We start from the raw sequence: 12,650 nt of genomic DNA on the forward strand, positions 1-12,650 counted from the left end.
GGTGGGGCTTCGATACCTCCACCGTAGAGAAGTGCTAAACGATTAAAGTAATCGAAGATACAAGTTATTTTATTTCTGGAGGATATTTATGAATCAACGTTTTCGGATTACGAGATCCATGCAACCAAACTCTAACGATCAGGAGATTTCATTGGAAGAATGCCAACCATATTTTTCATCCAAAGCTGATTTTACTTATCAGACGGTGCTGACTGTGAAAGGGGAGGAGAGCTCCATGTCTATAGAAGGGGATTTCTTTGTATGGAAACATGGAGAAGCCTTGATTCCATTCAGACTCTATATGGGGGAGTTGTATGTAGCCGTCTCCCATCAAGAGCTTGTGCCCCTCATGATCGAAATTGCAACTGATTTACGGGCAGACATCGTGGAAGGGTAATTCTTAAGGTGCTTAGGATGTCAGCTAGCGGAAAGTGTAGACAGTACCTTGCTTGGCTTGAATAGCAATGGATAAGAAATCGTACTACTTACATTGTGTTAGGATAAGCGAAAGAGGGAAGTCATCATTTAATCTAAAGTTAGAGGGGGGATTTGAATGCTTGAAATCTTGCAGCAACAATACGATTGGATCAAATCCGCTAGGGAAACCTTGTTTTCGTTTTTGGAAGAGATCCCCTCTCATGTATTACATCAAACAATTCCCGAGTTTGGTCACGGAACGATCCTACGGACCCAATTTCATGTTGCAGATTCTTATCGGTTCTGGCTGGGATCCTTCGCATTTAAGAAGATCAGTGAACACAAGGAAACTTCTGTACACGAGATTGAACATGCAGATGTGAAGGATGTCCGTGACAGATTTATGGAAGTAGACGAAATCGTGCAACGATTTTTGAAAGCGTATTACGATCGCTGTTTTGAACCTATTGAGCAAGGTGATGAATGGCAGGGTTACCCAAGGAGACCTACTCCTCTGCTGCTGTTAACCCATGCTGTGACACACGAATTTCATCACAAAGGTCAAATCGTATCGATGGCAAAACATCTAGGCAATCCCCCTCCTGCCGATGATCGCTTAGGAGGACTCTTTGTCTGATACATAAAAAACGAGATGAGGTGTAGAAATGACTTCCTTAGGGTCCTACAGTGTAAATGTCATTACTTTGTTTGTCGAGGATTTGCATGCTTCGAAGTCGTTTTATGAAGAGGCGGGCGGACATATTTGGGAGATAGCGCAACAATTGATGTAAAGGCGAGTGGGTGGAGCGGATAATAGGGCTTCAAGACGTTAAAGAGGAAGTTGTAATGTTGCGAACGCCAGACGGTGACAACTCAAATCTAGGCGGCGCAGCATTTAGCTGCACCGCCTTTTCTGTGAATTAGAAGATGAGTATAGTGCAAATTTTGAATAGTAAGGAGTATAAGTTACAAGATCCTTGGTGAAAGAAGCTGAATGATTTCATAACCATGTAGGATGGTCTTTTCTAATTCCAGTGCAAATAATGATCTATCCGTTTGTACTAAGACCCAACAAGCGTTTTAGGTTGTCATCAATAAATTTATTATCGGCACTGTTGATTCCGCGGCCGGAAAAATGGCCCCAGATTGACTCGATAGGATTGAACTCAGCATTAGGCATAAGCTTAGCCTCGTATTCGTTATCATCCGCAGTGCAGAAGAGATCCGTGCTCCCCGGCATGATGCAGGCAAGAGCTTTAATGCTCTTAAGCGCCTTATCGAAATCTCCGTTATAAGAGGGGTTTGCACTAATATCTGCATGTTGGCCTGTCCATAACATGGTCAGGACATTATGCGGATCCATCTTCATAAAGCTGTCTTCCCAAACACCAGCCACAAAATCCTCCAGGGAGTCAAATCCCAGCTCACGATAACGTTCCTCTCTATAAAACGCATGTGATACTCCCCATCCCGCATAGACCCGGCCAACGGCGCGCATGTCTGAAGAAGTCAGCTGGTTTAGTTTACTTGAATCGAAGCCTACCGCAGCCAGCAGCGAAGCTTTCATACTGTCCAGAACCACAAATGTATGGGGCCAAGGCTTGGCAATGCCCCCAAAAGGAGCAATTCGTTCCACCATATCGGGGTAACTTGCCCCCCATTGGAATGCCTGGATGCCTCCCATGGACCATCCAACGACGAGAGCGATCTTTTGAATACCGAATTTTTCGGTCACCAGCCGATGCTGGAAATTAACGTTGTCATAGATAGTTACCTGCGGAAAGTTAGCCCTGTCAAAAGGAGGCGGCGTATTCGTGGGAGACGAAGATAATCCGTTGCCCAGCAGATTAGGAACGATAATGAAATATTCTTCCGGATCCAGTGCCATGCCGTTTCCAATCAACCATTCATTCTGAACATGCTGGTCGCCAAAAGCCGTTGGATAGACGATGACATTATCTTTCTGTTCATTCAATCTTCCATAAGTCTTATAAGCAAGAAAAGCGCTTGGTAACGTCACTCCTGATTGCAAGGTTACGTCACCCAAATCAAAAATCTCATAATCCATCGTGTTGTTTGCTCCCTTCAAAATGAAACCATATATTTAGAATGTATTTCTTGTTGTTAGTATAGTTCCGTGTTACTCTCAATAAAAGTGAATGAATTTCAAAGCTATGTTCAATAATTTTGAAAGTAAAGGGAGATGGAATGATGGAATTGCGCCAACTGAACACGTTCCGCACGGTTGCATCAACTTTAAATTTCAGTCGGGCTGCGGAAGTGCTGAATTATGTCCCCTCCAACGTCACGATGCAAATGAAAGCATTGGAGGATGAGCTTGGTGTTCGTCTCTTTGACCGCTTGGGCAAACAGCTCGTTCTCACAACTGCGGGTAAACGCTTTTTGACTCATATCGAAGGCGTGTTAAACCAATTGGACGAAGCTCGCAGCGTCGTCCATGACAACGAAAACTTAACCGGCACTCTAACGATCAGTGCCAACGAGGTTCTTTGCGCCTATCGGCTTCCGGTTGTCTTTCGCCTATTTCGTTCGCGCTATCCTGGAGTGCGTCTGATCTTCCGCTCCGTTCCCAATCAGGAGCTGAAGCAAACGCTATTTGAGGGAACCGCGGATGTCGTCTTTATGTTGGACGAACCCATTCGCTCAAGCACACTTGCTGTGGAGCCGTTGCTGGAAGAAACGTTCCGCTTCTTCGCCGCTCCTGACCATCCGCTCTCAAAACGAACTGTGCTGCAGTTGGATGATTTTCACGGTGAAGTGTTCCTGACGAATGAAAAGGGTTGTCCCTATCGAACGATGTTTGACCGGTCATTTGAGAAAGAGGGCATTGATAGTATTACGTATTTAGAGTTTCAAAGTGCCGAAGCCATTAAACAATGTGCAATTACGGGAATCGGTATTGCCTTTCTTCCTGAAGTCGTCGCGGAAGCCGAAGTGGAACGGGGCGAACTTGTTGCTCTTCCATGGCAAATTCCGGACTTGCACGTGTATACACAGATGTTATGGCATAAAGACAAGTGGCTTTCACCCGTCATATTATCTTTCATAGAAGCAGCAAGGGAGGTTATTGCTGTGGAAGAGGAGAATAAAGAGATTAAATCCGTTTAGTCTATTCTAGCTGTTGCGAGACAAGGTACCATTCGAAGGTCGCTAAACTAGCGTAGAGAAAGTAACTCTTCATATTATACATTCAGCAGTAATATTGCTGCTCCAATCATCGGGGTGATAACCATGCTTGTTTTAAGCCAACCCACAGGAACACGTTTTGTGAATTTTGCCCCTACGTATGAACCTGACATGGTTCCAATCACAACTGCAATTAGCAGATGTACATCCAGATAACCTATCTTAAAATAGCCTGCTCCACCTGCCAGTGCAGTTGGGATGATAATCAACATGGTTGTACCTGCAGCATAACGCATGGGCATACCCAGCAGCAGCATAAGTCCCAACTGGATGAAGGGCGTGGAGCCAATGCCGAACAGTCCAGACAAGATCCCGGTAACAAGACCGATTAGTATCGCGTATGACCAATATCGCATCCCTTTGGCGATAGCCGGTGTCATGTCCACTGAAGCACTCGGGCCACTGGGGGCGAGCAGCATTCTTAGCCACAAGGCAATCCCTGATGCAAAAAGCATCACGGAGGTCATCAGGCCCAACCAGCTCTCCGGAATGAATGATGACCAGCCTGAGCTGAGCCATGCGCCCGCTGCTCCGGCTAAACCGACAATAATACCTGTCTTCAATATCATATTCCCCTCACGATAATGGCTGACCGAACCGGAAAGAGAGGAGAAAAACATCGCCGCTAATGCCGTTCCTAACGCTAAATGTATGGGGTAACCGAAAACGACCGTTAATATGGAGATAATGAAACCAGAGCCCCCAGCGCCAACAAAGCCTAAGAGAAGGCCAAGCAATACCATCACAAGCGTAATGTTAATCATCTGCATCTAAAATTCTCCATACTTGATGGTGAACACCTATACCTGCAGGCTGAGGCATATTCTCTTGGACGTAACTGACTTTGTCCAGCACCATAGTACTACATTCATTATTATAAGTTGGCCAAACGGGTAATGCGTCTGAATTTGGATTCCCATGACGAATAAAGGTTACCCAGGATTTACGCATGTTCCTTGCCAGTTCATATTGTTCAGTTGGTATGGTGTGGGGATCATTGGTCAGATGGACAGGAACCGGGTGCGATGAATTTGCAAAATGAATGAGACTGCTTTCATATCCATGCGTCGCTCCCAGGACACCGCCGCTGCGTAGACGATACATCCATACAGGGGTTCCCGAGGATGCCAGTGCATTCGCGAACTGGATGGCTCCAACCGCATATAAATGTTCGGTTAATATCGTGCGCCATGCATCTGCATCTGACATCGTTTCGGAATAACTTAGATACGTCGCCCATATAGTTGAAGCATTTCTCCCGAAGAATCGTTCCAGTGTTACTGGGTTTGGAGATTGAAGCTCAATATCGTTGTGGATGAAAATAGTAGACTCATCTTCGTTTGTTCCAATCAGCATTGGCGGCATCTTCTCACGATCAGCCAATTTTGAGAGTGGTTTCAAGGGTATGATGCGCCCATCTGCTACTGGCCCGAACATATGCAGACTGCGCGAGGTACCGCATCCAACGGCGGACTGTGCCTCAATTAATTGCTCAAAAGGAAGCTTCAACAACCGCCCAGGTTCACTAGACAAGCCCAACTTTTCAAGTATCCGAAGTGTTGTCACGTTTGCAGTGCTTTGATCCCTTATCGCTTGAGTGGCACCACTCTGAGCAATTGCTCGGCAAAATAACCCTTGCGCAGCCTCCATCACATACAGCGAAGCGGTACATTTGGCACCGGCTGAAGCCCCGCTGACAGTAACACGTTCCGGATCACCGCCGAAGGCGGAGATATTCCGTTGAACCCACTCCAGCGCAAATACAATATCAAGCATGCCGTTGTTCCCCGAAGTCTTGTACTCTTCACCAAGAATGTCCTCTAGGTGGAGAAAACCTAGCACCCCAAGACGATAATTAATGGATACGTAAACCAGCCCGTCTTCCACCACATACCGGGAACCGTCACTGTCTGCTCCGCTTCCGGATATGAACCCACCGCCATGAATGAACACCAGCACTGGCTTTAGCTCTTTGTCAGAGCCAGAGGTCCACACGTTCAAATGTAAACAATCCTCTGACTGAACAAGAGTTGTACTTGAACTCTGCCCTCCAGCGTTTTGTGGGGCAATCGTTCCGACATGCCGGCAGTCTTTTATACCTGACCATGGGAGTGGAGGTGCAGGAGGCTTAAATCTGCGATTTCCGTTTGCTGGAGCCGCATAAGGTATGCCCCAGAATACGTGGGCGCCTTTACATAGCACACCTGCAACTTTCCCGGCATCCGTTTGTACGATCAAAGAAGTCATCTCCTATCATATGGTTTGAATTAGTATAACTTGTTTTCAGCATGAGCTATAATATATGTTAATTCATAATATACATAACCTAGTAGTTATGTATCATAGGAAGCGAGGAACAGAAATGGAACTGCTTCAGCTAAAATATTTCCAGACCGCGGCTCGAATGCAGCATTTTACGAAAGCAGCAGACTACTTACATATTTCTCAGCCAGCACTTAGCAAAATGATCGCTTCCCTCGAGGCTGAGCTGGGCACCAAGCTTTTTGACCGTGAGCCCAAACGGATACGTTTGAATCATCATGGCGCGTTGTTTCTTCATCAAGTGGATATCGCCTTGAAAGCGATTGAAGATGGTAAACTGCAGCTGCAAGATCTAGTCGGTGCGGCTGGACCTTACATTGCTCTGGACGTTCGTGTTTCATCCCACCTACTACCAGATTTATTGGCCGATTTCCGCAAGGAATGTCCCCACGCTGAATTCCATCTTCTTCAGCATTCCGAATCATATACCGGAGTAACAAAATTTGATCTTTGCCTTTCCGATGCTGTTTCACTTCCACAGGGGACCACGTCTGTTTCTTTGCTTAAGGAGGACATTTACGTTGCAGTTCCCACAACGCACCAACTTGCTAACCGCGGACATATTGGAATAAGGGAGCTTAAGGATGAGAGTTTTATTATGCTTCCTCCGGGCAAATCGTTACGAGAGACGACCGATGCATTTTGTCGTCTTGCGGGGTTTACTCCGAAAATCCGATATGAGAGCGATGACCCTGCCACAGTCCGCGGGTTGATTCGCGCGGGTCAAGGTGTTGCTTTTTTTCCATCTATTACTTGGGGCGGTTCCAACGGATCTGAAGTCGTCTTGCTGCGACTAGAAGAAAACTGGTGCAATCGCTCGATTGCTCTATCTTGGCCTCAGGACCGCTATATAACCCATACTGCAGTGCAGTTTCGCGATTTTGTAGTGAACTACTTTGCAAGATTGGGTAGGTCGCATGGATAGTTGAGGATTCCTCGGGCTTTCTCATGGCCATCTCGGCCTTTTTGAAAATCACAGGTATGTTAAATTGTCTAGGCATATTTGTTAATTTTTATTGACAATTTTAATTTAATGTTGTTTCATTTTATTAAACTATGTTGAATGACATTATTTTTACTAGGAGAATAATCGTATGGAATTGGGGAGCAAAATCCGAAGGCTTCGAAAGGAGCAAAACCGGAGCCTGGATGACATCGCAAAGGCTTGCGGATTCACCAAGAGCTTGTTGTCCAAAATCGAAAATGGGAAGACGGTGCCTCCCATCGGAACGCTCATCAAGATTGCCGAAACGCTTGGAACCAAAATTTCGATTTTGCTGGACGACAGCGATTTGAATGGAACGGTATATACACCGAAAGCTAGAAGTGAAGGGAAAATGGTTCAGACGGATAAAGGGTATTCGTTTTCCGCGATTGCGGCCGAACGGCCGGAGAAATTAATGCAGCCGTTTTATTTTGTTGCAAAGAAAGGGAAAACAGGCAAAAGGACATATTCACATGTCGGGCAGGAATTTATTTATGTGCTGGAAGGCACGATGATTTATTACGTAGGGAAAGAAGAGTACACGTTAAATGCCGGTGACAGCCTGTACTTCGATTCGGTTGAAAACCATTCATATACACTGGTTACCGATGAGGTCAAGTATCTGTCGGTGTTTTGCTCCAACTCCAATGCTTAGGAGAGGGTGATTTTAAATAAATATCATGCAATGTTAATGAAGCCCATGCAGGACTCATGTAAACGATGGCAGTTCAAACTTCCCATTTACTTGATTTCCGCGTGGGCTTTTTTTCATCACAGTACAAGGGGGATGGATCATGTTAAACATTTTGGTTGTGGATGACGAGCCGAAGCACAGAAAAGGAATGTCACGGATGCTGAAGGCTCTGAAACCGGAGTATAACATTTTTCATGCCAGAGACGGGGCGGAAGCTCTGCACAGCATGGAGCTTCAGCGGATGGATCTGGTCTTTACGGACATTCAGATGCCTGTGATGGACGGCCTGGAATTGATGGAGCGCCTGACCCGCCGCGGAGGGAATGAAAGCATCATTATTATGAGCGCTTATTCCGATTTTGTTTATGCGCAACGTGCCATCCAGTTGGGAGCAAGCGATTATGTGCTGAAACCAGTTGAGGAACAAAACATTCTGCCGCTGCTTGCAAAAGCGGAGCGCAGAGCAAGCGCTGTACGCCTTGCGTCCGTCGAATTCTCGCTTTCCGAGATGTTGGAGGGATGTCCGTCCGACGAGGATTATCGGTTACTGGAGAGCACGTTCCCGGAATTTAAGCGCGGTATCGTGCTCACCGCTGTTTTTGGCGAGGCGAAAGATCACAAACTTCTGCTGAGCGGACTTAAAGGGATACTGCTGCCGATGATCGAGGAATTGGGGTTTTCCTGCGCTTTTTGCTTACAGGACAAAATGCTTGCCGTCTTGATGATAAGCTCCGATCCTCCCTCCATGGTTGTTCCCGGTTTGAACTCGAAGCTGCAGGAGGTCATTCAACTCTTCCAGCGTGAATACGGGGCGGAACTAACGTTTGGCATGGGCCGTTATTTTACAGAATGGAGACAGGAAGCCAAACAAGCTTACCAGCAGGCCTGTCACGCACTCAAAACAAGATTTTATAAAGGCGGAGGGGCGGTGTATGAAGCCAAGCCACTGGATAACGAAGATCGTCCGGCCGTCGTGAAGCTTGAATTCAGTGGATTAACCAAAGCGGTACTATCCGGAAATAAGCCGGAAATCGAAGCCTGTCTGGATTCGGCTGTTCACCAGGCCGTCGGCAGCGGTTATCCCGAGCCGGAAAAATTGAAATACTTTCTCGCGGCCTCTATCCATCAAGCCACCTCTCTCCTAATGGAGAAAGGGCTCGCACCCTTACATAGCGCCGTCTACGAGGAAGCTTTGCTGCATTGCCATACCGTTGATGAATTAGTTAAGGCGGCCCGGCAATGGATCTTCGAGCTGACGGATCGCCTGGAACAACGGCGGCAGTACAATGCCGGGTCCATTATCGACAGCTGCAAAGCCTATATTGATGCGCACTATAGTGAAGGTGATTTGTCACTAAGCACACTGGCGGTAAAATTTCATTTTAATGCCTCGTATTTTTGTATGCTGTTCAAAACGCATACCCGCATGACCGTCCATCAGTACATCACACATACTAGAATGAAAGCGGCCGCAGGCCTGCTGCTGCAAACTTCTCAAAAGGTTTACCAGATTGCCGAGTGCGTAGGGTATAAGGATGTAAAGTACTTCATTCGACTGTTTCGCAAAGAATTTGGCACAAGCCCGGAAGAATATCGCCATTTATCCGCTACTCGCTAAAAGGAAGGGATGTCATTTGAGAGGACGTTGTTTATTGCCGCGCTTAAAAGATCTCAGCTACAGGTTTCAGCTTTTTTTAACCTATGCCCTCATTGTTTCGATACCTCTTGGCATCCTGAGCTGGAAATATTTTAACTCCAGCAGAGAGTTTGTCTCCGAATTTGCCCGGCAAAATCTTTATTCCATCGTCAAACAAAACAATGAAATCATGGACACGGAGCTTGCGCGGGTAGAAGAAAGCAGCCTGGCCATCATCGCAGAGCAAACGTTGTATGAGCAGTATTTGCATGCAAATCCGCATGACGAATACAGCATGATCACGATGGAGAAAAAGGTCAGCCGCGCGTTAAACAAATACTTTACGGATTTGGAGCAAATCTATTCCATCCACCTCATGACCAGTTATTCCAACATTGGCCCAACGGGCGCCTCCGCTTTTATCCCATATGAGAATTTTAACCAAACGGCTTTATACCAGGCTGCACTACAGGGGGACGGTGCCATGCAGTGGGTGCCTACCTTCTCGTTTGATCAGATGTTTAAGCAGGATATCAGCCGCTCCAAGCCTCCCGAATATGACCGCCTGCTGGCGGGTGTCCGCTTGCTGAAGCTGTTCAACATCAACAACGGCGAAGTCATCGAACTAGAGGGCAAGGCTGAACTCCCGGTGCTGGCGATTGTTTATCATCCGGAAATCTATCATTCCCGCTTCGCTGACACGCTCCCTTCCACAGGAGCTTCTTTTTTTATTGTCAGCCCGGACGGAAAGCCCGTGGCGGGCACGACCATCGAGCAGGGAGATACGGGCGTCGATCCCGGTTGGCTTGACGAAATGGCAGAAATGAAGAGCGGGACCCTGACGGTTACGCAGGATGGGAAGCCGCTCATCGTTTGTTTTGATACATCGGAGGTAACGGGCTGGATATCGGGTGTCACCATATCGCCCGAAGCGTTGGCGGCCGCTTTTTTGCCGGAGATTAAATCCTACACTTTATACTTGGCTGTCGCCCTCCTGCTTTTTTCGCTCCTGCTTGCGTTTATTTTTGCCAATTCCGTTATCAGGCCCATTCATCAACTCCTTCAGGCGATCAAAAAGACGGGCGAAGGTGAATTTGATACCCGAATACCGGTGGAATCCTACAACGAGATGGGGCTGTTAATCCACAAATTTAATCAAATGAACGTCAAGATCAATAATTTGATTGAAGAGAACTACAAAGTCAAGCTGCGAGAAAAAGAAACCGAGATCATGTCGCTGAACATACAGCTGAATCCTCATTTTTTATACAACACCCTGAACATCATGAATTGGACGGCGCTTGAAAACAACCAAAGAGAATTAAGCCGCATGATTGTCAGCTTGTCCTCCATGCTGCATTATACCTCCGAGAACAGCCAGGACACCGGTGATTTGGCCGAGGAACTGAACTGGCTGAAACATTACATATTCATCACGAATCAGCGTTTCGAGGACCGGTTTACCGTCGAGTATGACATCGCTCCTGAGCTCTATGCTTACCGTGTCCCCAAGCTCTTCCTGCAACCGTTTGTCGAGAACGCGATCGTCCACGGATTTTCCCGTCTGCACAGCGGGGGAAGGATTGCCATTCGGGGATGGATGGCTGGCGAGGCGCGCAAGTTTACGGTGGAGGATAACGGCACGGGCATCCCACCCGGCAAATTAGAACAACTGGTCAAGCTCGAAGGCGATTCCATCGGCATCCGAAATGTGGATAAAAGAATCAAACTCATTTATGGGGACGCTTATGGGATCACCCTGACTTCGGCTGAAGGAGAGGGCACCATCGTAAACATCAACCTGCCTATATCGAACAACTGAAAATTCTCCACCAATACAAAAATGTTAGAATTTTTTTCGGGACGGCTCTTTTTTACAATAAATATATGAACGATCAGCCAATGAATGGAGGGTGAGTAGATGAACATAGCCAAACGTCTTGCAGGAGCGGTTTTATCGTCAGCTTTGGCCATCAGCGTATTGCTGGCAGGCTGTTCGGACAGCGGAGGAGCTTCAGAAGGGCAAGTTGGCAAGGAAGGCCAAGGCAAGGAGGAGACGGTTACGCTTAAATTTTCCTTTTGGGGAGACACGATTGAAAAGAAAACGGTTACAGAAGCGCTTGAACGCTTCGAGAAGGAAACCGGCATCCAGGTGGAGCCTATGCATGTTCCGGCTGATTATTTGACAAAATTGACTACGATGGTGGCAGGTAATGTGGCACCGGATCTCGGTTATTTGTCATCGGGAGCGGCTTTGAGCTGGGGGCGTGACGGGAAACTGTTGAACCTCACGCCGCTTATGGAGAACGACCCTGATTTTAACAAAGAGGACTACCTGGACCAGGTATGGTATGAAATTGATCCAGGCAATACCATCGGGATGAGCACCGCCGTCGAAGGCTATGGTCTAATGTACAACAAACAATTGCTGCAGGAAGCGGGAGTCGAACTGCCTCCGACGGAGGCGGATAAAGCATGGGATTGGGACACGTTTGTGGAATACGCCAAAAAATTAACGCTGGATGACCAAGGAAGAAATGCGCTGGATCCGAATTTTAATCCGGACAAAATCAGGCAGTTCGGCCTTCAGTACGACCCTTATAACATGATGGCGGCGGTAGTCTCCAATGGCGGCAACTTTCTGACCGAAGACGGCAAAGGTTTTGGGCTTGCCCAGCCGGAGGCAATCGAAGCGATTCAAAAGCTTGCAGATCTGATGTATGTTCATCATGTTTCCCCTACCCCGCTGCAGACCAAAAACCTGCCGGACACGGCGCTGCAGACGAAAAAAGTCGCCATGACGGTGTCTGGCAACTGGGCTCTTCAAGCCTTTGCAGAGCAGGACTTTAATCTCGGTGTCGGGGTACTGCCGAAGCTTAAGGTAAGCAACACGCTGCTTGATGGCGCGCCGACGGTCATTTTCAAATCAACCAAGCACCCTGAAGAGGCATGGCTGCTGTATAAATACATGGCGGATCCCGAATCGGTGCTGCCGCTGATCGAAGGCGGGTTATGGATGCCGCTGAAGAAAGAGTGGTACACGAATCCCGAGAAGATCAACAAATGGGCGGCAGGGAACAAAGCGCATCCGGAAGGCTACACGGAAGCTTTTATGAAGCAAACCATTGAAAACGGCATCCGCACCCCGGGATTTGAAGTAAAGAACCTGGATAAAATCAACGCGCTCGTCACACCCGCCCTTGATTTGGTGTGGACGGGCAAACAAAGCGCGGAAGAAGCGTTAAGAGGCGTGGAGCCCAAAGTACTGCCGCTGATCGAGGGATATTACGGTAGGTGATTCTTTACTAAAAGCCGCTTTAAATCACGGCCTGTTAGACCTTAACGATAGTTAATTAAGATAGGGGGGATTCATATTCTGCACAAACGCC

11 protein-coding genes are annotated in these 12,650 nt (G+C 47.3%); 8 read left to right on the top strand and 3 right to left on the bottom strand.

Annotation, left to right across the window (positions count from 1 at the left end; all coding sequences use genetic code 11):
* Positions 1-88: 88 nt before the first annotated feature.
* Both PLA01S_RS14620 and PLA01S_RS14625 read left to right on the top strand, forming a co-directional pair.
* Entirely contained in the window at positions 89-397 is a 309-nt protein-coding gene (locus PLA01S_RS14620) for a hypothetical protein (RefSeq protein WP_127592844.1), read from the top strand.
* Positions 398-553: 156 nt separating this feature from the next.
* On the top strand, positions 554-1,054 hold the full coding sequence (locus tag PLA01S_RS14625; RefSeq protein WP_127592845.1) for a DinB family protein: 501 nt from the start codon (positions 554-556) through the stop codon (positions 1,052-1,054).
* Between the two features lie 411 nt (positions 1,055-1,465).
* Here the strand turns inward: PLA01S_RS14625 and PLA01S_RS14635 are convergent, their stop codons facing one another.
* A complete protein-coding gene (locus PLA01S_RS14635; protein WP_127592846.1) occupies positions 1,466-2,485 on the bottom strand; it encodes an alpha/beta fold hydrolase in 1,020 nt (339 codons plus the stop codon).
* Positions 2,486-2,628: 143 nt separating this feature from the next.
* Here PLA01S_RS14635 and PLA01S_RS14640 point away from each other — a divergent pair, with 143 nt between their 5' ends.
* Positions 2,629-3,546, top strand: coding sequence for a LysR family transcriptional regulator (locus tag PLA01S_RS14640; RefSeq protein ID WP_127592984.1), 918 nt, complete (start codon positions 2,629-2,631; stop codon positions 3,544-3,546).
* A gap of 74 nt (positions 3,547-3,620) precedes the next feature.
* Here the strand turns inward: PLA01S_RS14640 and PLA01S_RS14645 are convergent, their stop codons facing one another.
* Together PLA01S_RS14645 and PLA01S_RS14650 are read right to left on the bottom strand one after the other, a co-directional pair.
* On the bottom strand, positions 3,621-4,394 hold the full coding sequence (locus PLA01S_RS14645) for a sulfite exporter TauE/SafE family protein (RefSeq protein ID WP_127592847.1): 774 nt from the start codon (positions 4,392-4,394) through the stop codon (positions 3,621-3,623).
* Complete coding sequence (locus PLA01S_RS14650) at positions 4,381-5,862, bottom strand: carboxylesterase/lipase family protein (RefSeq protein ID WP_127592848.1); 1,482 nt, start codon at positions 5,860-5,862, stop codon at positions 4,381-4,383. The genes PLA01S_RS14645 and PLA01S_RS14650 overlap by 14 nt, the downstream gene beginning before the upstream one ends.
* A gap of 124 nt (positions 5,863-5,986) precedes the next feature.
* On the opposite strand from PLA01S_RS14650, the gene PLA01S_RS14655 reads away from it, so the two are divergent.
* The 5 genes from PLA01S_RS14655 (at position 5,987) to PLA01S_RS14675 (ending at position 12,559) form a co-directional block, all read left to right on the top strand.
* Positions 5,987-6,871 carry a LysR family transcriptional regulator gene (locus PLA01S_RS14655; RefSeq protein WP_127592849.1) on the top strand — a complete coding sequence of 295 codons (885 nt, stop codon included), beginning with the start codon at positions 5,987-5,989 and terminating at the stop codon, positions 6,869-6,871.
* Positions 6,872-7,040: 169 nt separating this feature from the next.
* Positions 7,041-7,586 carry a helix-turn-helix domain-containing protein gene (locus tag PLA01S_RS14660; protein WP_100537406.1) on the top strand — a complete coding sequence of 182 codons (546 nt, stop codon included), beginning with the start codon at positions 7,041-7,043 and terminating at the stop codon, positions 7,584-7,586.
* 139 nt (positions 7,587-7,725) lie between these two features.
* Complete coding sequence (locus PLA01S_RS14665) at positions 7,726-9,243, top strand: response regulator transcription factor (protein WP_127592850.1); 1,518 nt, start codon at positions 7,726-7,728, stop codon at positions 9,241-9,243.
* A 34-nt stretch (positions 9,244-9,277) separates the two neighbouring features.
* A complete protein-coding gene (locus PLA01S_RS14670) occupies positions 9,278-11,083 on the top strand; it encodes a cache domain-containing sensor histidine kinase (RefSeq protein WP_127592851.1) in 1,806 nt (601 codons plus the stop codon).
* Positions 11,084-11,182: 99 nt separating this feature from the next.
* Positions 11,183-12,559, top strand: a complete 1,377-nt coding sequence (locus tag PLA01S_RS14675) for an ABC transporter substrate-binding protein (RefSeq protein ID WP_127592852.1) — start codon at positions 11,183-11,185, stop codon at positions 12,557-12,559.
* Positions 12,560-12,650 lie beyond the last annotated feature (91 nt).

This window comes from Paenibacillus lautus NBRC 15380 (genome assembly GCF_004000945.1).
GTDB lineage: Bacteria > Bacillota > Bacilli > Paenibacillales > Paenibacillaceae > Paenibacillus_AQ > Paenibacillus_AQ lautus.